Source organism: Leucobacter komagatae (assembly GCF_000834055.1).
Lineage (GTDB): Bacteria > Actinomycetota > Actinomycetes > Actinomycetales > Microbacteriaceae > Leucobacter > Leucobacter komagatae_A.
Genome location: NZ_JXSQ01000006.1, coordinates 45,078 through 64,834, shown reverse-complemented (window position 1 = coordinate 64,834; position 19,757 = coordinate 45,078). Strand labels below are relative to the sequence as shown.

20 protein-coding genes are annotated in these 19,757 nt (G+C 67.2%); 12 read left to right on the top strand and 8 right to left on the bottom strand.

Annotated features, from left to right (window positions below; translation table 11 throughout):
* Nucleotides 1-17 precede the first annotated feature (17 nt).
* Genes SD72_RS06455 through SD72_RS06445 form a run of 3 tightly spaced genes read left to right on the top strand, consistent with a single transcriptional unit; the run spans nt 18 to nt 5,606 of the window.
* Nucleotides 18-1,520, top strand: coding sequence for a DUF3375 domain-containing protein (locus SD72_RS06455; protein WP_042543619.1), 1,503 nt, complete (start codon nt 18-20; stop codon nt 1,518-1,520).
* Nucleotides 1,513-2,250 (top strand): DUF4194 domain-containing protein, encoded by a 738-nt coding sequence (locus SD72_RS06450; protein WP_084766849.1) that lies wholly within the window; start codon nt 1,513-1,515, stop codon nt 2,248-2,250. Before SD72_RS06455 ends, SD72_RS06450 begins: the two co-directional genes overlap by 8 nt.
* On the top strand, nt 2,247-5,606 hold the full coding sequence (locus tag SD72_RS06445; protein WP_042543618.1) for an ATP-binding protein: 3,360 nt from the start codon (nt 2,247-2,249) through the stop codon (nt 5,604-5,606). Before SD72_RS06450 ends, SD72_RS06445 begins: the two co-directional genes overlap by 4 nt.
* Before the next feature lie 165 nt (nt 5,607-5,771).
* Here SD72_RS06445 and SD72_RS06440 read toward each other — a convergent pair whose 3' ends face one another.
* Nucleotides 5,772-6,458 (bottom strand): TetR/AcrR family transcriptional regulator, encoded by a 687-nt coding sequence (locus SD72_RS06440; protein ID WP_198141889.1) that lies wholly within the window; start codon nt 6,456-6,458, stop codon nt 5,772-5,774.
* A gap of 171 nt (nt 6,459-6,629) precedes the next feature.
* On the opposite strand from SD72_RS06440, the gene SD72_RS06435 reads away from it, so the two are divergent.
* Together SD72_RS06435 and SD72_RS06430 are read left to right on the top strand one after the other, a co-directional pair.
* Nucleotides 6,630-8,417, top strand: coding sequence for an acyl-CoA dehydrogenase (locus SD72_RS06435; RefSeq protein ID WP_042543617.1), 1,788 nt, complete (start codon nt 6,630-6,632; stop codon nt 8,415-8,417).
* A 62-nt stretch (nt 8,418-8,479) separates the two neighbouring features.
* Entirely contained in the window at nt 8,480-9,079 is a 600-nt protein-coding gene (locus SD72_RS06430) for a M23 family metallopeptidase (protein ID WP_232299666.1), read from the top strand.
* Between the two features lie 49 nt (nt 9,080-9,128).
* On the opposite strand, the gene SD72_RS06425 is transcribed toward SD72_RS06430, so the two are convergent.
* Complete coding sequence (locus SD72_RS06425) at nt 9,129-9,488, bottom strand: ArsR/SmtB family transcription factor (protein ID WP_042543615.1); 360 nt, start codon at nt 9,486-9,488, stop codon at nt 9,129-9,131.
* A gap of 16 nt (nt 9,489-9,504) precedes the next feature.
* On the opposite strand from SD72_RS06425, the gene SD72_RS06420 reads away from it, so the two are divergent.
* From SD72_RS06420 to SD72_RS16875, 3 genes are all read left to right on the top strand, one after another.
* Nucleotides 9,505-9,975, top strand: coding sequence for an SRPBCC domain-containing protein (locus tag SD72_RS06420; protein WP_042543614.1), 471 nt, complete (start codon nt 9,505-9,507; stop codon nt 9,973-9,975).
* A gap of 99 nt (nt 9,976-10,074) precedes the next feature.
* Nucleotides 10,075-10,431 (top strand): ArsR/SmtB family transcription factor, encoded by a 357-nt coding sequence (locus tag SD72_RS06415; RefSeq protein WP_042543613.1) that lies wholly within the window; start codon nt 10,075-10,077, stop codon nt 10,429-10,431.
* The gene (locus SD72_RS16875) at nt 10,428-10,886 is read left to right on the top strand and encodes an SRPBCC family protein (RefSeq protein ID WP_052492518.1); all 459 of its coding nucleotides are present in this window, start codon (nt 10,428-10,430) and stop codon (nt 10,884-10,886) included. The genes SD72_RS06415 and SD72_RS16875 overlap by 4 nt, the downstream gene beginning before the upstream one ends.
* Nucleotide 10,887: 1 nt before the next feature.
* Here SD72_RS16875 and SD72_RS06405 read toward each other — a convergent pair whose 3' ends face one another.
* The 5 genes from SD72_RS06405 to SD72_RS06385 form a co-directional block, all read right to left on the bottom strand.
* Nucleotides 10,888-11,193, bottom strand: a complete 306-nt coding sequence (locus SD72_RS06405; RefSeq protein ID WP_052492517.1) for a hypothetical protein — start codon at nt 11,191-11,193, stop codon at nt 10,888-10,890.
* Complete coding sequence (locus tag SD72_RS06400) at nt 11,190-11,666, bottom strand: hypothetical protein (protein WP_042543612.1); 477 nt, start codon at nt 11,664-11,666, stop codon at nt 11,190-11,192. Before SD72_RS06400 ends, SD72_RS06405 begins: the two co-directional genes overlap by 4 nt.
* 93 nt (nt 11,667-11,759) lie before the next feature.
* Nucleotides 11,760-12,224, bottom strand: a complete 465-nt coding sequence (locus SD72_RS06395) for a MarR family winged helix-turn-helix transcriptional regulator (protein ID WP_052492516.1) — start codon at nt 12,222-12,224, stop codon at nt 11,760-11,762.
* Between the two features lie 65 nt (nt 12,225-12,289).
* Nucleotides 12,290-13,255: a beta-ketoacyl-ACP synthase III gene (locus tag SD72_RS06390; RefSeq protein ID WP_232299665.1), complete on the bottom strand. Its 966-nt coding sequence runs from the start codon at nt 13,253-13,255 to the stop codon at nt 12,290-12,292.
* Nucleotides 13,256-13,332: 77 nt separating this feature from the next.
* Entirely contained in the window at nt 13,333-14,508 is a 1,176-nt protein-coding gene (locus SD72_RS06385) for an MFS transporter (RefSeq protein ID WP_232299664.1), read from the bottom strand.
* 272 nt (nt 14,509-14,780) lie between these two features.
* Here SD72_RS06385 and SD72_RS06380 point away from each other — a divergent pair, with 272 nt between their 5' ends.
* From SD72_RS06380 to SD72_RS06365, 4 genes are all read left to right on the top strand, one after another.
* Complete coding sequence (locus SD72_RS06380; protein ID WP_052492515.1) at nt 14,781-16,151, top strand: LCP family protein; 1,371 nt, start codon at nt 14,781-14,783, stop codon at nt 16,149-16,151.
* A gap of 13 nt (nt 16,152-16,164) precedes the next feature.
* On the top strand, nt 16,165-17,373 hold the full coding sequence (locus tag SD72_RS06375) for an FtsW/RodA/SpoVE family cell cycle protein (protein WP_042543610.1): 1,209 nt from the start codon (nt 16,165-16,167) through the stop codon (nt 17,371-17,373).
* An 82-nt stretch (nt 17,374-17,455) separates the two neighbouring features.
* Nucleotides 17,456-18,466, top strand: a complete 1,011-nt coding sequence (locus SD72_RS06370) for a sensor histidine kinase (RefSeq protein WP_052492514.1) — start codon at nt 17,456-17,458, stop codon at nt 18,464-18,466.
* Nucleotides 18,466-19,122 (top strand): response regulator transcription factor, encoded by a 657-nt coding sequence (locus SD72_RS06365; RefSeq protein ID WP_042543609.1) that lies wholly within the window; start codon nt 18,466-18,468, stop codon nt 19,120-19,122. The genes SD72_RS06370 and SD72_RS06365 overlap by 1 nt, the downstream gene beginning before the upstream one ends.
* Here SD72_RS06365 and SD72_RS16870 read toward each other — a convergent pair.
* A complete protein-coding gene (locus tag SD72_RS16870) occupies nt 19,073-19,726 on the bottom strand; it encodes a TetR/AcrR family transcriptional regulator (protein WP_052492513.1) in 654 nt (217 codons plus the stop codon). The genes SD72_RS06365 and SD72_RS16870 overlap by 50 nt on opposite strands.
* Nucleotides 19,727-19,757: the final 31 nt, after the last annotated feature.

Genomic DNA, 19,757 nt, shown 5'->3' with positions numbered 1-19,757 from the left:
CCCGCTATCCTTGATCGGTGACAAGTTCGAGAGCAGAGACCGCGTATCAGCGTGCGGTGGCAGCGTTCAAGAACCCGACGCTCGATCTGCTGCACGGCCGGTACGCGCCCTTCGTGGTGTCGGTGCTGTCGGTGATGTTCTCCGCGGAGCGGGCGAGCGTGCCGATCTCCGACGCGCACGTCGAGGTGGGTACCTTCGTCGAGGAGCTGCGAGCCGCTGGCTACGACCGCGATGACCGGAGACTGCCGAACGGCTCTGGCCGTGACATTTGCCGGTACTGGGCGCGCGTCGGCTGGCTCGTGCCGCAGATCAACGACGGTGTCGAGCTGTACAAGCTGTCGGCACAGGCCGTCGGGGCGCTCGAAGTAGCCGGTCGCGCCGGCGGTGGCCGGGCGAAGGTGTCGCGCTCCCGTGTGCGGACGCTCCTCGAATCGGTGGAGCAGCTCACGCAGAGCGCCGAGACCGACCCTCAGATCAGGCTCGCGCGGCTCCGTGAAGAGCGGGCTACGCTCGACGCTGAGATCGCGATGATCGAAGCGATCGAGGCTGAAGAGGGCGAGCTCGACCCTATCGACGACGATCAGTTGCTCGAGGATACCGAGAACGTGCTGCACCTCTCGCGAGAGCTGCCGGCGGACTTCGTGCGCGTCGCAGAGTCGATCAACGCGATGCAGCGCGACGTCTTGGCCCAGCTGCGCCGCGACGAGCGCCCGGCAGGCGAGGTGCTCCGCGAGTACCTGCACCGCGGCGAGCACGTCATGGAGGCAACGCCGGAGGGGCGCGCCTTCGCGGGCGCGCTGCAGCTCATTGGCGATCCCGAACACATCGACCACCTCACCGAGCAGCTGCAGAACCTCCTCGGCAAGCCCTTCACCCGCCACATGAGCGCGGAACAGCGAAACGACCTGCGGGCGATCGCGAAGCGCGTCGAGCAGGGCGTCGAAGAGGTGCTCAGCGCGCAGCGCCGCGCCTCACACGTCATCACGACCCAGGTGCGCACGCACGACCCGATCCGCGACCGCGAGGTCGATCACCTGCTGCGCAGCGTCATGGCTGGCCTGCAGGCGTGGGTGCCTGAGTCGAAGGCGGGTGATCGCATCGATCCGCTGCGGAGCCTCCCCACCGCAGGCATCGGCCACCTCAGGCAGACCGTGAGCGATCCGCGGCCACCGAACGTGCCAGCCCCGCTGCGCGACGCGACTGACGCCGTCGAGCGCGCTGAGTTCGTCGACGCTGATACGCGGGCCTGGGGCGGCCCGAATTACACGGAGCTTGAGGACTACGTCGCGGGCATCGAGGGCGACCAGTTCGACCTTGCGGCAGCATTCGCGGCAATCGACAGCGACGCGAACCGCCGCCCGGCCGACCTGCTCGGCCTCCTCGAAATCGCACACCGCAACGGCCTCACCGAAAGCGGCGAGGTCTCTGTCGTTGACGCCATGCGCCCCGACGGAACCACCCGCCAGTTCGCCTTCGGCGCGGTGACCGCGCGCACACTGAAAGATGACACGCATGACTGAACAACCTGAACCGAACGGCGCCCCGTTTGTCGCGCCCGTCGCGATGGAGAACGACCCCGAGGAGTACTTCGCGGGGGATCGCGGCGTGCTCGAACCTGCCGTGCGCCGGGTGCTGGTGCGCCTGCTGCAGCGCCGCGTCATCTTCGCGGACAAGCACAGCGACGAGTGGGCGGTGCTGCTCGAAAACCAGCAGGTCATCGAGTCGCGATTGCACGATCTGTTCGTGCGGCTCATCGTCGACCCCGAGCGCGGTGTCGCCTACAAGCAGCAGGTGCGCTCCGAGGAGCTTGAGGTGCCGGTGCTGCTCCGCGACGAGTCGTACAACCGGGCTGAGACGCTCGTGCTCGTGTACCTCCGCACCGTCTACCAGCGGGAGTCGACGGCTGGGGAGCTCGCGGTGCGGATCGACGTCGAAGAGATCGAGCAGACCGTGCTCAGCTACTTCAACGAGCAGGAGGGGAGTCCAGCTGCCAGGCAGAAGACCGTGCGCAGCGCGCTTGGGCGCCTCCGCCAGGAGGGCATCGTCGAAGAGGAAACCGAGGGGCGCTTCACGATCACCCCGCTCGTCGAGGTCGTGCTGAGCGCCGAGCGGCTGCGCGAACTGCAGGGCTGGCTGCGTGAGCAGACGGCGCCCATGGCGGTTCCCGCGCAACCGGTAGCGGATCTTGCTGCCGACAACACCGACTCCACCGACATCACTGAACTGGATCACGAGGGCGCATCAGTATGACCATGCTCGACACACTGTTTGGGCTGATCCCGGCCGCTTCGCGCGGGCAGCAGTGGATCGCCGACGAGTTGCAGCTCGTGAACTGGGGCGGCTACGACGGCGCGCACCGCGTGAAGTTCTCGCCGAACGCGACGCTGTTCTGCGGCGGATCTGGGTCAGGCAAATCAACCCTCATGGACGCCTACATCGCGCTCATGATGCCGCACACGACCCCCTTCAACGGCGCCTCGAACGGCGGCGTCTCTGGCCGGTCGCGCGGCGAGGAACAGCGCAACATCCTCTCGTACGGCCGCGGCAAGCTCGACGAGTCCCGCACCGACGAGGGAACCCGCGTGCGCGTGCTCCGCGGCGACGGCGAGGACACGTGGACCGCGATCGCGATGACCTGGACGGACCACGACGGCTCGCAGTTCACCGCGGTGCGAGCCTGGTACATCCCGGCGAACGCACGCATCATCGAAGACACGGTGCGCGTGCGCGCGACCTGCGACGGACCGCTCGACTTGGGCGCGCTCGAGGCCGCTGCCGGCCAGCGCCTGAGCGACTCAGCGGTGAAGGCCGCCGGCCTGGAAACGTTCTCGACCGACCGGGAGTTCTCGGCGAAGATCCACGCCGTGCTCGGCATTGGCGCCGCCGGCGCCGGCTCGAAGGCGATGAGCCTGCTCGCGCGCATCCAGGCCGGCCAGCAGATCACCACCGTCGACGAGCTGTACAAGCGGATGGTGCTTGAGGAGCCGGACACCCTCGGCACGGCAGACGCCGTCGTCGCGCACTTCGACGAGCTCGAAGACACCCGCCTGCGCATGGTCACCGCACAGCGGCAGGTGCGCGCGCTGAGCCCGATCCGCGACATGCGCGGCAGGATCACCGCTGCCGCCGACCAGCTGCGCCTCATCGACGAGATCGGGCGCTTCTCGGACCCCGCGTCGCTCTCCGCGCTCTGGCGGAACACCCGCAGGCTGTCGCTGCTGCGCGACGTCGAAGCCGAGCTGCAGCACGAGAAGGCAAGCGCCGACATCGAGGTGCGCACGCAGCAGGCGCTCGCCTCGGGCGTTGAGGCCGAGCGCGACGGGCTCATCGAGGTGCTGCGCAACTCTGGCGGCGACCGCATCGAGCGCGCAGAGCGCGACCTTTCCCTCGTCGAGAAGCGGCTGGAGACGGTGCGGGAGGCACGCCGCCGCTTCGACGCGGCAGCCGAAGAGCTTGGCGAAGACGTGTCGACCGAGAAGGCGTTCCGCGCCCTCGTCGCCCGCGCCCAGAAGGCGCTCGCCGACCCAAAGGTGAAGGCGAGCGTGCGCGACGGCTACGCCGACGCGCGCGGTGCGACGAATGCGCTCCGCGCCCGCGTGGCCGAGCTCACCGCCGAACGCGGCCGGGCTGCAGGGCTGCGCGGCAACATTCCGAGCCACCTGCACGAGGCCCGCGAGGTGCTCGCCCGCGCCGCGGGCCTGACCCCCGAGGAGCTGCCGTTCGTCGGCGAGCTCGTCGAGGTGCGCACCGAGTTCGAGCCGTGGCGTGAGGCGTTCAACCTCGCCCTCGGCGGCTTCGCGACGACGCTGCTCATCGACGACGGGCTGCTGCCCGTGTTCCGTGCCGCAATCAACGAGCTGCGTATCCCGACCCGTCTCCGCTACGAGGGCGTGCCAACCGGGCTGCGCCGCACCGCCCGCCTCGACCCAGCCGGTCTTCCCGGCCGGCTCGACGTGCGCGATACCCCGTTCACCGGGTGGCTCGAGGGCAGGCTCGCTGACCGCTTCGGTTTCGCCTGCATCGACGACGCGGCGACGCTCTCGCAGCACGCCATGGCGATCACGATCTCCGGGCAGATGTCGCAGGGCGCCCGCGGCGCACACGGCGGTCACGGCAGGCAGAACGTGCTCGGCTTTTCGAACCAGCTCCGGCTCGCGGATCTCACCGAGCAGCTCACGAGCCTCGAGGCGCAGATCCTCGCAGCAGAGCGTGCCGAGCGAGAGGCCGCCTCTGGCCTCGACGCGCTCGACGCGAAGCACGCGGCGTACCTGAAAATCAGCGAGCTCACGTGGGAGCAGATCGACGTTGCGAGCCTCGAGGCCGAGCGCGACAACTGGGAGCGGATCGTCGGCGAGCTCGTCACGGGCAGCCCCGAGATCGAGTCGTTGAACGCGCAGATCGCGGAACTCAAGCTCAAGCACGAGGGGCTGCAGAAGCTCGTCGGCCGTGCCGAGGAGCAGCAGGAGCGCATCGCCGCCCGGTGGGCGGACGTCACCGACGAGGTCGACACGGCCCAGCAGGCGATTGATGACGCGGAAGACGCTGACCGTGAGCTCACCGCGGCGCAGGCCGCGTACCTCGATGAGCGCTTCAGTGCGCCTGAGACCGCGCGCGAGCGGACCAAGGGCGAGACACTCGCCAGCTTCGACGCGGCGTTCCTGAGCGCCTCGAAGCTCCTCGCCGACGACCAGGCGACCGCGCAGGACACCCTCGAGGAGCAGCGCGATCACCTCAAGCGCGCACTCGAGAGCTTCCTCGAGAGCTGGCCGAACCCGAACCTCCGCGCCGACCCAGACTCGTCGCTGAAGGACTTCGAGCGGATCCTCGAAGAACTCGAGACGAGCGGTCTGCACGAGCTCGAAACCGAGTGGAAGCACAGCCTGCTCAAGCTTTCGGGCAACGACCTCACGAACCTCGACTCGACGCTCAGCCGGGCGCTGCGCGAGATCAAGGAACGCATCGAGCCGATCAACGCGATCATGCGCGATCTGCCGTTCTACGACGACGAGCACCGGCTGCAGATCACCCCGCGTGAGAACCAGTCGGAGGCGCGGCGACGCTTCCGGGCCGAACTGCGCGAGGTCCGCTCGCTCATCGGCTCGGCGGAGAGCGACACTGAGCGCGAGCAGGCATACGAGCGGATGAAGAAGTTCATCGGCCGGATCCGCCGCTCAGCCCCCGACTTCGCCGAGCTCGTCGACGTGCGCAACCACGTGCGCGTGAGCGCGGAGAAGGTGCACGCCGAGACCGGGCAGCACGCCGCGCTCTACGACCACATCGGCGAGAAGTCCGGTGGCGAGTCGCAGGAGCTCATCGCGTTCATCGTCGGTGCAGCGCTGCGGTACCAGCTCGGCGACGCGGGCTCTGAGCGCCCGCGCTACGCGCCCGTGTTCCTCGACGAAGCCCTCATCAAGGCCGACGCGCACTTCACGAAGCGCGCGATCGGTGCGTGGCGTGGTCTCGGCTTCCAGCTCGTCATCGGCGCACCGAACGACAAGTACAGTGCGATTGAGCCGCACGTCGACGTGGAGTACGACATCCTCAAGGACACGAGCGGCCGGTCATGGGCGAAGCCAAAGGTGGGGCTGGGCGGCACGGCAGCGTAGCCACGCGGGCTTGGGCCGGGCTCGCCACCTCGGGCGAGGGCTTCGGTGACGTCGAGGAGCTGAAACGATACCGGGCTCAAGCCGCCGTGCGCCAACGACGCATGCAGTAGCACTTTCAACAGCCCCTGCGGCCCTGCGGTCCGGCGACTCGGCGATCCGGCGACGCTAGGGCGTCGAATCGGCTACCGGCCCGCCAGCCGAGATCCCGGACAGCCAGATGGTTGCGAGCGTTCGGCTCGCCTCCGCGAGCGGCTGTGCCGCGATGTCCGGGTCACGCAGCACGAAGCGTTGGAAGGCGTAGAACTCGGTCATACTGCCGAGCATTTCCGCGGCCAGGTTGAGGTTGACGTCGGAGCGGATGCGCGACGCCAGAGAGGCGCGGGAGAGCGCTCCGCTGATGCGTGAGTAGAAGGCGCGGCGCGAGGCCGTCCAGATCTCGGCGATCTCCGTGTCCGACTGTGCGAGCTCGACGAGGACGCCGAAGAGGGCGCGGTGTCGCTCGTAGAAGTCGAAGTACTTCTGGGTGGACTCCGTGACCGAATCCACGAGGTTGTCCGCGTCGAGCGGCACGCGGATGAACTCGAAGATCTCGACGGTCAGGTCGCGCAGCAGCTCGAGGGTGAGCTCGTGTCGGTCGGTGAAGTACCGGTAGAACGCACCGGTTGTGAGGCCGGCCCGCCCAGCAATGTCGGCGACGCGCACGTTCGCATAGCCGCGCTCGGCGAAGAGCGATTCGGCGGCAGCCATGATGCGTGCGCGAGTGTCGCGGCCCTTCGGTGTTGCTGGGCGCGCGGCGGGCGCCGCGGCGACTGTGGTTGCGTCGGTCTGCCCCTCGGCGCGTGGCTGCGTCACCCTGATTCGACCCCTCTCGCCGGTGCGCACAGTGCGCGTGGCTACGGCTCAGCGTAACCAACCGGTGGGGAATGGGCGCGTCAGCCCCGCGGAAATCATAAAAGTGACGTCACCTTTACTTTTGTGTAGTGTGGGTCGCGTAACGCAGGGGTTACTCGACAGGAGCACGCCATGGAACACAAGAAATCACTCATTCTGGACGCTGCCGAGCAGGACTTCTGCCTGTACGACTGGCTCGACGTTGAATCGCTGAGCCGCTACGAGCGCTTTGCCGACCACAACCGCGACACCTTCGAAGGCCTCACCGGCCTCGCGCGCGAACTCGCCGAGGAGTACTTCGAGCCGCACAGCCGCAAGGCCGATCTCAACGAGCCGAAGCTCGTCGACGGCAAAGTCGAGCTCATCCCGGAGGTCGCGGTCGCGCTTGACGCCTTCGCCGAGGCCGGGTTCATGGGGGCGACGATGGACGCAGAGCATCGCGGGTTTCAGGTGCCAAGCGTCGTCTACCGAGCGGCATTCATGTGGTTTCAGGCCGCGAACGTTGGCACCGTCTCGTACCCGCTGCTCACGACCGCGGCCGCGAACCTCATCAGGGAGCACGCCTCCGCCGAGCTCGCCGCGAAGTTCCTCCCGCCCATGCTCGAGGGTAGATGGTTCGGCACCATGAACCTCTCCGAGCCAGACGTCGGTTCCTCGCTGGGGGATCTCACAACGAGCGCGACCGAAGCGCCCGACGGCACGTACCGCGTTCGCGGCGACAAGATGTGGATCTCGGCTGGCGATCACGAGCTTTCCGAGAACATCGTGCACCTGGTGCTCGCGCGCACTGGCGGGCCGGGGGTGAAAGGACTGTCGCTCTTCATCGTGCCCAAGTGGCTCGGTGAACCGGGGGCGCTGACCGAGCGCAACGATGTTGCGCTCGTCGGCATCAACCACAAGATGGGCTACCGCGGCACCGTGAACACGGCGCTCGCATACGGGTCTGGTCACTTCCCCGGTGGGGATGGGGCTGGCGCGGTCGGATACCTCATCGGCGAGGCTGGCCGCGGGCTCCACTACATGTTCCTCATGATGAACGAGGCGCGGATCGGCGTCGGCGCGTCAGCGGTTGCGCTCGGCATGACCGGCTTTCTCCACGCCAGCGAATACGCCCGCGGCCGGGTGCAGGGCAGGGAGCTCGGGTCGAAGGATCCGGCGAACCCGCCCGTGCCGATCATCCGGCACCCCGACGTTCGACGCATGCTTATGCTTGCGAAGGCATACGCGCAAGGCGGCACGGCGCTCATCCTGTATGCGGGCAAGCTCCTCGACGAGAGCGAGGCGGAAAACGACAGTGCCGAGCGCGCATCGCTCAAGCTGCTGCTCGAGGTGCTCACCCCGATCGCGAAGAGCTGGTCCTCGCAGTGGGGAGTCGCGGCGAACGATCTCGCGATCCAGGTGCTCGGCGGGAGTGGCTACGTGCGCGATTTCCCGCTCGAACAGTTTTACCGTGACAACCGGCTCAACCCGATCCACGAGGGTACCCACGGTATCCAGGCGCTCGACCTGCTCGGGCGCAAAGTGCTGCTCGAGGGCGGGGCTGGCTTCGCGCAGCTCCTCCAGAGAATGCGGGCGACGTGCGAGCGGGCTGCCGCGGCAGAGCCCGAACTCACGCCGCTCGTGAGCAAGCGCATCGACCGGCTCGAGGAAGTAACGCGGCAGCTCTGGGCTGCCGGCGACGCGCAGACCGCGCTCGCCAACGCCGCCCACTACCTCGAGGCCGCCGGCGACATCGTCGTCGGCTGGTTGTTCCTCGACCAGCTGACTGCGCTCGCCTCGACCACGCAGGCGTTCGCGGCACAGAAGCGCGAGACGGTGAGGTTCTTCATCACGCACGTGCTGCCGCGCGCTGACGCGGATCTCGACCTGCTCGCGTCGCAGGATCGCCTGCTCGTCGATATCGACGACGCGCTTATCTAGGCGGCAGCTGCCCCAGCTGCCCTGGCTGCCGGAACTCCCGCAGGCTCCGTATGATTGCGGCAATGGACATTGCATACCCGTTCGCAGGCCGGTGGCTCGTGCGAAACAGTCCCGCGAACCGGGTGCCAAGCCACGGCACGCGGCGGCTTGCGACGTCGTATGCGATCGACTTCGTGCCGCTCGGTCGCGGCCGCAGCTCAGCTCCACTGACGCTGCAAACGCTCTTCCTGCCCGAGCGGCCGGAGCGCTTTGCCGGCTTCGGGCAAGAGATCCTCGCACCGGTCGCCGGGACGGTCGTCGCGGTGCACGACACCGAAGACGACCACGACGCCTACCGGGGCCTGCCGTCCAGCGGCTACGCGCTCACCCAGGGGCGCCGCGCGGGGGCCGGCTGGCCAGCGCTCGCGGGTAATCACATCTTCATCGAGGCCGGCGGCAACGTCGTTGCACTGTGCCACCTCCAGCGGGGGAGTGCGCGCGTGAGGCCCGGACAAGCGGTCGCGGTGGGTGCGATCATTGCCAGCTGCGGCAACTCGGGCAACAGTACAGAGCCGCACCTCCACCTCCAGGTCATTGATGACCGCTCCGTCGAGCGGGCGCGGGCCGTGCCAGTGACGTTCGGCGGCGAGCTGCCGGTGAACGGTGAGATCGTGTCGGTCTAGCTGGGGCTCCCACCCGCGGTGCTGCATTCTCCGCGTCGCGCGAAGTGCGCTACGCCTTCCCTTCCACGTCTGGCGAGTCGAGGTGCTGGAGCAGCGCTACGGCTGACCGCGCGTAGTCGCCGATCCACCGGTCTTGGATTCGCTTGATTGGCAGCGGGGCGAGCGCGAGGTGGCGCTCTCTGCCGATCTTCCTGCCGGTCACGAGCTCCGCGCGCTCGAGCACTCTGAGGTGCTGGAGCACGGTTGTGCGGTCGAGGTCGGGGAAGCGGTCGCACAGCTCGCCCGTCGTGTGTGTCGACTCTTTGAGCGCGTCGAGCATGCGCCGCCGCGTTGCTGACGCGAGTGCCTTGAATACGAGGTCGTCATCCTGGGAGTCGTCGTTTCGGGGATTGATTTCTGCGGATAACACGTTATAAATTTACCACATGAATGAACTCACCGAACTCAAATTCACTGTATCCGGACGAATCTCGCGGCCGTGCGCGGAGGTGTACGAGGCCGTGGCCGACCCCGACCAGCTCTCAAAATACTTCGCGACCGGAGGTGCGCGGGGGCACCTGAGCACTGAGCCCGTCGTCGAATGGGGCTTTCACGACTTCCCCGGCACCTTCCCCGTCACTGTTGTCGAAGCAATTCCACCCCGAAGCATCACACTCGAGTGGCAAACCGAGGGCGCAGTTGCTGGCGGGGGCGCAACGCGGGTGGTGTTCGAGTTCGAGCCGGTTGTCGGCGATGACACCAGAACGCTCGTCACCATTACTGAATCCTCGTGGAAGCTCACGGAAGCCGGTGCAAAGAGCGCCTTCAGTAACTGCGAGGGGTGGACGGGGATGCTCCTCGCTCTGAAGAGCTGGCTCGAATACGGGGTCAACCTGCGCGAGGGGTTTTACGCGTAGCCGCTCTGCGACGCGGTGCGCGCCTGCCAGCGTCGCCGGTTGGGCGCGTGCCGCAACTCACGCTTTACCTATCGGTTAACGCCGATGTATCCTTGCCGCATGACACGACCCCCGGCAGCCCCAGACGTTTTCAGTGCAATCGGGCACCCGCGTCGGCGCGAACTCATCATGGCGCTCGCGGGCGGCGAGAAGCCCGTCGCTGAGCTCGTAGACACTCTCGGCCTCGCACAGTCCACGGTCTCCGAGCATCTCGGCGTGCTGCGCGCCGCGGGGCTCGTGCGGAGCACCAAGCGGGGGCGGGAACAGCGCTACACCTTCGAGCCAGCCCCCCTGGAGGACGTGACGGAGTGGATGGCGACGCTCGAAGCCTTCTGGGGTGAGCGATTTCACCGACTCGGGTCGCTGCTTGATGCCATGCACACCGCGGATACCACCGACAGAGAGAGCGAGACATGAGCAAGATCGAATACTCCACCACCTTCGACGTTCCGGCCGCAACGCTCTGGCGTGCGCTCACCGACAGCGAGCTACTCGCGATCTGGCTCATGCCGAACGACTTTGAACCCGTCGTCGGTCACGAGTTCACGCTGTCGACCGATCCCGCGCCCATGTTTGACGGCACCGTGCACTGCAGGGTGCTCGAGATCGACGAGCCCCGCATGATGCGCTGGTCGTGGAAGGGCGGCCCCATTGACACGATCGTGACGATGCGGGTCACCGAGCTCGGCCCGGAGCGCTGCACATACGAGTTTCTCCAGGAGGGCTTCCGCGGGCCAAAGGTGGCGATCGCCCGGATATTCCTCCTCCAAGGCACGCGGAAGATTCCCCCGCTCCTCAGCGCGGTCTTGCGCACGCTTGTGGCCGTGCCGGCATCAGGTGGTGAGCTACCCGACGGCGGGCGCCGGGGCTGAGTTACTCCACGCGCGGAGGCCCTTCCGGGCGTTGGTGTTGGTGCGAGTGGGTTCGCAGGATCCCGGCCGCAAGGAGCCCACCAACGACGGGGATCGCGGCGAGGCCGCGCTGCCACGGGGTGAGCCACGGCGTCAGCAGACAGCTGGCGACGATGGCCAGCCATACGAAGCCGTGCACGGGGCCGATGGCTGAAGCGAACGACCGCGAGTCGACGGTCGCGAGATTCACAAGCATTGCGGCGAGCGTCGCGACCTCGATTGTGCCCGCAACGATGAGGAAGATCCGCATCCGGCTGCGCCCGGTCATCCGCTCGCCCCTGGGCGCACAATCATCAGCGTGACGACGATCGCCCAGAGCAGCGCGAAGCCACCCGATGCGAGCCGTAGTTGCAGTTGGTCGCGCGCAGTGATGGGCCCGTCAAATGTGCGCCGCTGGAGCGGGTAAACCACGAATGCGAGCAGGATCGCAGCGAGGGCGGTGAGGATCATGGAGGCGATCACCCAGGCGTCGGCCAGGATGCCCATTCGGGCGGCGAGGACGAATCCGAGCGCTGGCACGAGCATGCCGATGACCCCGTAGACCCGGGTGACGCGGTGCAGCACGATCCTGACCTGTTCCGTTTTCTTGGGGAGCGTGTCGGTGTGGCCGGCTTGCGCTGTGTTCGTGATGGCCCTCGGCGACACCGTCACGAATGTGGGGTACAGGCTCGTGGCGAGGGTGACGGGGCCAACGAACAAGATCGACCCGATGACGTGGGCGACGAGCAGTGCGGTGTTCATGGGTGCCTTTCGTTGCTTTCAGTTTGACTGAAGCGTGGGTGTGGGTGAGCGGGTGAATCGGTGGGGTGCTGCGCAGTGTGGTGGGGCGCGGCGCTAGTCGCGCGAGCTGTACAGCTCGGCCATGGTTACGCGCGTCACGGCCTCGCCGAGCGCCCGCCACTCGGGCGACGCTGCCTCGCCAAACAGCTCCGCATCGATTGCGGCGATGTCGGTGGCGAGCTGCGCGAGGAGCGATCGCCCGGCTTCGGTGATCGAGAGCTCCGCTGCCTCGCCTGGATTCGGGATCGCGCTTTCCAGGAGGTCAGCGGTGATGAGTGCGGCGACGAGCGTGTGCATGCTCTGCACGGTGATGTCGAACCTGCGGGCGAGCTCACTGAATGACACCCCGGGGCTCGCGCTGATGTGGCGGAGCGCGCCGTACTTCCTGAGGTTGAGCCCGTGGCGGCGGAGCACTGCATCTACCGGCTGCTGCGCCTGCGACGCAATGACACTCAATGCGATCGAGGTGGAGATCCCCGGTCGCGCCGCGGAGGATTGCGGCTGGGGGGAGCTCGGCATGTGAGTGGTCCTTGCGGTGCGGAAGCTGGCGGATGGGAGTGCAGCTGCGCGCGCGCCTCATGGAGCTAGGGTGCGCGTGCAACGAGACCAGCGTAAGAGAATCCGCCGCCAAATCCGAATAGGAGCATCGGGGAGCCCGTTTTGAGTAGGCCAGCGGCGAGCATTTTCGAGAGCGCAAGCGGGATGCTCGCAGCGGAGGTGTTGCCAGACGTTTGGATATCGCGGGCGAGGTGCGCGGATTCGGGGAGCCCCAATTGCACCGCGAGTGGCTCGATGATGCGCAGGTTCGCCTGGTGCGGGATGAAGGCGCCGAGGTCGGTTGGGGTGAGGTTCGCCGCAGTGAGCGCCGCGGTTGCGTGCGCCGCCGCCGCGGTAATCGCCCAGCGGAAGACGCGCTGCCCGTCTTGGTGAAACTGCGGCTGCGCTCCCTCAATGAGCACTGAGTTGGTGAGCTCGGGGGCTGAACCCCAGGCCACCGGGCTGAGTTCGCTGTGCGCGGTTGCGCGCAGGAGGAGTGCGCCAGCGCCGTCGCCGACGAGCACGCACGTTGCGCGATCGGACCAGTCGGTCACGGCGGTCATCTTCTCGGCGCCGATCACCAGTGCTGTGGCCGCCGATCCGCCCGCGAGGAGCTGCTTGGCGATTTCCAGTGCGTGGACGAATCCCGAGCACGCGGCGTTCACGTCAAACACTGCGGCCGCCGGCACCCCGAGGCGGTGTGCAACGCGGCCGGCGGTGCTCGGCGTGCGGTCAATGTTTGAGCAGGTCGCCACGACAACGAGGTCAACCTCGCTCGCGGCCACTCCGGCGTTGCCGAGCGCGTTGCGGGCGGCGAACTCGGCCATGTCCGGCACGGAGTCCGTGTCGGCGAAATGGCGGGTGCGGATCCCGACGCGCTGCTGGATCCACTCGTCAGTGGTGTCGACGATCCCCGCAATGTCGTTGTTGGTGACGACCCGCGGGGGAAGGTAGTGGCCCGCACCAACGATCCTGGCGCCCATGCCCCAGTGTGGCGTGCGCTCTCCGTTCATGCTTTCAGTCTAACTGAAAGGTGGGCGAAGCGGTACCCGATTGTCTCCCGCACGAAAGCGGAGCTCTCCTCGGGCGCCTACGCCGCTTCGGGGGCCGCTGGCTGCTTCCCCGGTCGGAGAATGAAGAACCCCAGAATGATCGCGCCGAGCGTGAGCGTGATCCCACCAAAGAGCACCGATCCGCGCAGCCCGAAGAGCGAGCCGAGCACGGCGACCGTGAGGCCGCTGAACGTCATCATCCCCGGCCCGAACATCGTGTACGCTCCGATGACCCTGCCGCGCTGGTCGTCTGGTGCGCGCAGCTGCACGATGCTCATCTCCGTCGCGTCTGCCGTGATGCGGGCGACGCCGCCAATGAGGAGCGCGGCCACGGCAATCGGATAGATGGAACTCGACGCGAACACGATCGTGGTGATGCCGAGCACGATCGCGGCGAACACCGCCGTGCGTGCCGTCGTCGGCACCCTTCCCGTGGCCTCGAGCAGCAGGCCGCCGATCACTCCACCAGCGCCGTTCGCGAAAAGCAGCACCCCGTATGCGAGACCGGCAGACCCAGCGCCAAGCCCCTCGGCGAACTCCGGCATCGCGTTCTGAATCACGGCGCCAATCGTCGCCGCGCTCAGCGCCGAGAGCAGGATCATGCCGAGCAACTGCCGGTCGCGGCGGATCGTGCCGAGCACGCTGAATGCGGAGAAGAACGTCATCGGTTTCTCGGTGCTGCGCGCTGGCCGAGCGTCCCCACGGTCGAGCTTCACGAACCACAGGAACACCGTGAGGGGCAGGTAGAAGAGAATGTTCACGAACATGCCAGCCGCCGGGCCGATGCTCAGCAGCAGCGCAGAGCCGACGACAGGGCCAGCGAGAAACGCGAGCGACCGGAACGTCGCGTTCATGCGGATCGCCCCCGGCAGCTGCTTCGGCCCAACAAACTTGTACAGCAGCAGCTGCTCCGCTGGCATCCACAGGCAGCCAGCGATCCCGTGGATCACGAGGAGCACGCACGCGTGCCAGAGCTCGAGGGAGCCGGTCACAAACAGCACACCCCAAGCCGCAGACACCAGCATGAAGAGGGCCTGGCCGATCTGGATGACGCGCCTCGGGTCGAAGCGCTCGGCGAGCGCGCCGGCGGCGACGGAGAAGAGCAGGTACGGCAGCCAGTGGCTGACGATCTGGAAGCCAACGAGCCACGGCGAGTGGAACGTCTGCCAGAGCACCCAGTATGCGAGCACGTGCTCGACATTGTCGGCCATCATCGAGAGGGCGCCGCCACCAATGTAGGGCCCCGTCCGCCTATCTCGAAGTGCTCCGAATTTCCTTGGCCGCTCTTCGGGCACCTCAGCGCTGTTCATCAGACCTTACATTAGCAAGCTGGCGCACCGACCGGAGCCACCTGTCGCCAGCAGCTCGAATCCTTGGAGCTTCCTTGGTGCGCCCGCGAGAGTCTTGAACGATGGCGCAGCTCCCGCCACGGGCTGGGGCGGCGCCGCAGACACCGAACACCACGCTGCCCGAATGGAATACCGTTATGCGCAAAGACTCACTTCTCGAGACCCCGGAGCCGGTTGGTCGGCCGCGCATGAGCAGGCGCAGGCGCAAGCGGCTCGCGATCGTCATCTCGGTCACCCTCGTGGCGGTGCTCGGCCTGGGGGCAGCCGCCGTAGCGTTCGCGTTTCGAGGCGTCAGCGACAACATTGTGCGCTCCGAGTTCGAACTCCCGCAGGTTGCAGAAATCGTCGAAGCCGACCCGGGGGAGCAGAACATCCTCATCATGGGGATGGACAGCCGCGTCGACCAAAACGGAAACCCCCTCCCCGACGGGGTATACGAGGCGCTGCACGCCGGCGGCGCAGACGATGGCGGCTACAACGCCAACGTGCTCATGTTCCTGCACATCCCAGAGGACCGTTCGAAGACGGTTGGCATCTCCATCCCGCGCGACAACTACGTTGAGATCCCCGGCGCACCGCTCGGCGTGAGCTACACGAAAATCAAGGAGGCATACGGCCTCGCGATGCAGGAAAAGATGAATGAGCTGGTGTGGCAGGAGGACTCCGAGCTCACCGATGAAGAGGTCTATCAGCAGTCGCGGGCAGCGGGCAGGCAAGCGCAGATTGAGACGGTCTCACACTTCCTCGGAGACGTGCGTGTCGATCACTTCGTTGAGATGACGATGGGTGGGTTTTACCACGTCGCCGAGGCGGTCGCCCCCGTCTCGGTGTGCCTGAACCAGGCGACGGAGGATTTCTACTCCGGTGCGAAGTTCGAGGCTGGGCTGCAAGAAATCGATGCGCAAGAGGCGATGAGCTTCGTGCGCCAGCGCCGCGACACGGGCTTCGACGGGCCCTTCCTCACCGACCTGGACCGTTCGAGGCGACAGCAGGCGTTCCTCGTGTCGCTCGCCGAAAAGCTCCGCGAGACAAGCACGCTCATGAACCCGAAGACGGTGTGGTCGCTTGTCGACGTCACGCAGAAGCACGTCGCGCTCGATTCGGAGTTCGACGTGCTCGGCTTCATGCGCATTGCCCAGGATGTCGCGCAGCACGGCGCGCACTTCATCACCCTCCCGATCATGGAATTCGCGACGGTTGACGGCGCCGAGGTAAACATTGTCGACGTCGACGAGGTGCAGGCGATCGTCGCTTCGGTGCTCGACGGCAGCTACTTCGACGCGCCACCGGCCGACCCTGACGGGGCAGGCCCAGATGCGACCGACCCAGATGCAGCAGACCCCGAAGCTGGGGACGGCGAAGTCGGGGATGCTGCGGGCGTTGGGGCGGCGGATGGCGCCCCTGCGGCGGGGGACGGCGCGGCGGGGGACGACCCGATTCCAGGCACCGAGAACTACGACTCGTGGGAGGAGCCGATTCGTGCCGGATCCATCCCGTGCGTGAACTGAGCGTGCCGCGGCGATGCGGCACCAGACCGTGGTTCTCGCCCCGCAGGCCCCCGCGCGCTGGTCGGTAGTTCCCGCGCGCCACGGCAGGCTCCGCACGCTCACGATCGTGCTCCTCAGCGTCGTGCTCCTGCTCGTTGCGATCGGCGTGCTCATGGTGCAGTCGGCGAGCCAAGTGGTGGCGATATCGGCCGGGAGACACCCGCTCGAGGGTGTGCTTCGGCAGGGCGCGTTCGCGGCGCTCGGGATAGCGCTCATGCTCGGCATCAGTCGGGTTCCCACCGCCGTGCTGCGCCGGGGGTCATGGGCGCTCCTGCTGCTCGGGTTTTCGCTGCAGGTGCTCGTCTATTCGCCGCTGGGCTATGAGGCTGGCGGCAACCGGAACTGGCTGCGACTCGGGCCCATCTCGATGCAGCCAGCAGAGTTCATGAAGTTCGTGCTGCTGGTGTGGGTGTCGGCGGTGCTCGCGACGAAGGCGCGGTTGCTCGACCGCTGGGCACACGTCGTCATCCCGATCTTGCCGGTCGTTGCTGCGTCGATGTTCATCAACATCCTTGGCGGGGATCTCGGCACGCTCGTGATCCTCGCCGCGCTCGTGTTTGGCTGCCTGTGCTTCTCACGAGTGCGTGGGCGGATCCTCGCCGGCATCGCGGGCGTCGCCGCGCTCGGTATCGCAGCGATGACGCTCACGAAGCCGAACCGGGTGGTGCGGATCATGCACTTCTTCGAGGTGGACTGCCTCGCCGATGCCGAGCATGCCTACGCCGGCTGCTGGCAGACGCTCAACGGGTTTTGGGCGCTCGCCAACGGCGGGGTGTTGGGTGTCGGGGTTGGGAACTCGACCGCGAAATGGCACTGGTTGCCAGAGGCGGAAAACGACTTCGTGTTTGCGATCCTTGGGGAGGAACTCGGGTTTGTCGGTGCGATGATGGTGATCGTCGCGTTTGGTGTGCTCGCCGTGGTGCTCATGGCGCTCATGGCGTACTGCGACACGCCCTTTGCCCGGTCGGTGCTCGGCGGGCTTACCGCGTGGATCTCGGCGCAGATGATCGCGAACATCTCCGTTGTGCTCGGCTTCATCCCCGTGCTCGGGGTGCCGCTGCCGTTCATCTCAGCTGGTGGCACCTCGCTGCTATCACTGCTGATGGCAGTGGGGGTCGCGCTCGCGTGCGTGCGCGAGGCTGCGCTCGCCGCCGACGCTTGCGCCCCCGCGGGGCTCAGATAGTTTGGCGCAGGGAATCATGCGAGAGTTGAGACAACACTGGTACGCCGGGCCGATGGCCGGCCTGGGGATGAGGAGTCTCGAGATGACGCGATCTCAGGGGCGCTCCAGCGCGCTGCCCGACGAGCAGGCTTACCGCCGGTCGGCGTCAAAAATTGGCTGGCAGGTGATGGCGGTGTGCGCAGCGCTGTTCGTCGTTGGCGGCGCCGTTATTCTCGCGTTCGTGTTCTGGCAGACCACTCCAGCGCAGGTGAACAAGGCCCCGCAGCCCGGCGAGATCGAGGTTCGCCTCGACCCGGGTGAGCTCATTCTCGCCGCGACACTGCTGGCGACGGGGGCGGTGCTCGCAGCAGGGCTGGCAGCACGCCTCATAGCGCGGCGCGCGGTGCATCCGCTCGATGAGGCGTTCCGGTTGCAGCGCCGGTTCGTCGCAGACGTGAGCCACGAACTGCGCACCCCGCTCGCGGTGATCGACGCGCGGGCACAGCAACTCGCGGCGCTCACCCCGCCCGGTGACGCACGGCAGTCGGTGCTTGGCGAGCTGCGGCAGGATGCGCGAATCATGTCGGAGGTTATTGACGCGATGCTCGTCAGCGCATCCGGCGCGGCGCACGGCCACGGCACGGCGGCGCTCGCTGACACGATTGCCGCCGTCGCTGGTGACCTCGGTGAGGTTGCCAAACAGTTCGATGTTGCGGTGCGGCACGAGAGCGCTGAGGTCACCGTCGCGATGCCGGTCACGGTGCTGCGACGCTGTCTCGTCGCGGTGGTCGACAACGCGATCGACCATTCACCCGAGGGCACAACGGTGCGCATCTCCGGCGTTGAGCGCGGCGGGGAAGCGGTCGTGACGGTGCGCGACGAGGGTGACGGCATTCAGGGCATCGCCGCTGATCGCGTGTTCGATCGGTTCGCCCAGGGCACCGCGCCGGAGACGCCGCGCGGTGCTGCGCGGACGAGTCGCGGCATCGGCCTTGCCCTGGTGCGCGAACTCTGCGCCGCGCACGGCGGGCGAGTGGGCGTGGCGAGTTCCGGGCCAAACGGGACAGTGTTCGAGATCGTGTTGCCGCTCGCGCGCGAAGGGGAGGCGCGTTGATGCTCCGGCTCCTCGTCGTTGAGGACGACCCGCGCCTCGGCCCGATCATGCGAGAGGTGCTCTCCGCTGACTGGGAGATTGAGCTCGTCGCGAGCGCGGAGGACGGCGCCGTGGCGATCGGCGCGCAACACTTCGACGCGATGATTGTCGACCGCGGGCTGCCTGGCATGAGCGGGGAGGAGTGGATCCGCGAGCTGCGCGCACGCCGCATCCGCACCCCGATTCTTGTGCTCACCGCCCTCGGTGAACTCCACGACACGGTCGAGGGGCTCGACGCTGGGGCGAACGATTACCTCGTGAAGCCGTTCGAGTTTGCGGAGCTCAACGCCAGGTTGCGCGCCCTCACGCGCAGCTACGACGGGGGAGGGCCGATCACCGAGATTGGCGGGTGGGAGTTCTCACCAGAGGATCACTGGATCGAGTCGCCGTACTCCGGCCGTATTCTCCTCACCAGTACCGAGAGCGCCCTCCTCGCGGTGCTCGCGCACGAACCCGAGCGCACGTTTTCCCGTGAGGAACTCCTCGCGAGGGTGTTCACCCAGGGGGAGCGCGAGACGACGGTGGAAACCTACGTGCACTACCTCAGGCGGAAAACCGACAGGGAGCTCATTGAGACGGTTCGGGGGCGCGGGTATCGGCTTGGTGCGCTGAAGTAGCGCAGCCGAGCGCCGCCCCCAGCGCCGTCCGCCAGACCTGCTCGTCGATGTTCAGGTGCGCGATCTCGCCGCTGTCGACGTGCGCGATGACCGCGGTTTGTACGAGACCGCCGATGAGTTCGGGGAGCAGTGGCACGGCGGCACAGCGCGGGTGACTGCGGATCACCTCGGTGATGTCGCTCGCGAGCGCGCCGATCGCCGTGCGGTAGTACGCGTTGACCGAGGGGATGCTGAGCAGTGTCAGGCGCAGCTGCCTGCGCCTGACGTCGAGCTCATCGGGGGCCGTCGGGTAGGCGACACTGTCGCGCAGCGACGAGAATGTCGCGTGCAGTGGATCGTCGCCGCGCCTGAGGCTGGCGTCGATGCTCGCAGGAATGCCCGGCAGGTAGCTGTCGCCGAATAGCACAGCCTCCTTGCACGGGAAGTAGCGAAAGAAGGTGCGCCTGCCGACCCCGGCGCGTGCCGCGATGTCGTCGATCGACGCACGCTCGAACCCGACCTCTTCGATGAGGGTGACGGCTGCCGACCGGATAGCCGCGCTCGTTTTCGCCTTCTGTTCCTCACGGCTGAGTGGGGTGTGTTGCCCAGGGTCTGCGGTCGTCATCGCGCCTCCATTCGTCGCCCATGGCCCATCC

What these genes read in the sequence shown, in the direction of transcription:
- SD72_RS06420 (WP_042543614.1), top strand. Translation starts at nt 9,505, where the DNA reads ATGAATGAACTCACCGAACTCAAATTCACTGTATCCGGACGAATCTCG.
- SD72_RS06370 (WP_052492514.1), top strand. Translation starts at nt 17,456, where the DNA reads ATGACGCGATCTCAGGGGCGCTCCAGCGCGCTGCCCGACGAGCAGGCT.
- SD72_RS06375 (WP_042543610.1), top strand. Translation starts at nt 16,165, where the DNA reads ATGCGGCACCAGACCGTGGTTCTCGCCCCGCAGGCCCCCGCGCGCTGG.
- SD72_RS16870 (WP_052492513.1), bottom strand. Translation starts at nt 19,726, where the DNA reads ATGACGACCGCAGACCCTGGGCAACACACCCCACTCAGCCGTGAGGAA.
- SD72_RS06400 (WP_042543612.1), bottom strand. Translation starts at nt 11,666, where the DNA reads ATGAACACCGCACTGCTCGTCGCCCACGTCATCGGGTCGATCTTGTTC.
- SD72_RS06435 (WP_042543617.1), top strand. Translation starts at nt 6,630, where the DNA reads ATGGAACACAAGAAATCACTCATTCTGGACGCTGCCGAGCAGGACTTC.
- SD72_RS06380 (WP_052492515.1), top strand. Translation starts at nt 14,781, where the DNA reads ATGCGCAAAGACTCACTTCTCGAGACCCCGGAGCCGGTTGGTCGGCCG.
- SD72_RS06430 (WP_232299666.1), top strand. Translation starts at nt 8,480, where the DNA reads ATGGACATTGCATACCCGTTCGCAGGCCGGTGGCTCGTGCGAAACAGT.
- SD72_RS06390 (WP_232299665.1), bottom strand. Translation starts at nt 13,255, where the DNA reads ATGAACGGAGAGCGCACGCCACACTGGGGCATGGGCGCCAGGATCGTT.
- SD72_RS16875 (WP_052492518.1), top strand. Translation starts at nt 10,428, where the DNA reads ATGAGCAAGATCGAATACTCCACCACCTTCGACGTTCCGGCCGCAACG.
- SD72_RS06395 (WP_052492516.1), bottom strand. Translation starts at nt 12,224, where the DNA reads ATGCCGAGCTCCCCCCAGCCGCAATCCTCCGCGGCGCGACCGGGGATC.
- SD72_RS06450 (WP_084766849.1), top strand. Translation starts at nt 1,513, where the DNA reads ATGACTGAACAACCTGAACCGAACGGCGCCCCGTTTGTCGCGCCCGTC.
- SD72_RS06385 (WP_232299664.1), bottom strand. Translation starts at nt 14,508, where the DNA reads ATGATGGCCGACAATGTCGAGCACGTGCTCGCATACTGGGTGCTCTGG.
- SD72_RS06405 (WP_052492517.1), bottom strand. Translation starts at nt 11,193, where the DNA reads ATGACCGGGCGCAGCCGGATGCGGATCTTCCTCATCGTTGCGGGCACA.
- SD72_RS06415 (WP_042543613.1), top strand. Translation starts at nt 10,075, where the DNA reads ATGACACGACCCCCGGCAGCCCCAGACGTTTTCAGTGCAATCGGGCAC.
- SD72_RS06365 (WP_042543609.1), top strand. Translation starts at nt 18,466, where the DNA reads ATGCTCCGGCTCCTCGTCGTTGAGGACGACCCGCGCCTCGGCCCGATC.
- SD72_RS06445 (WP_042543618.1), top strand. Translation starts at nt 2,247, where the DNA reads ATGACCATGCTCGACACACTGTTTGGGCTGATCCCGGCCGCTTCGCGC.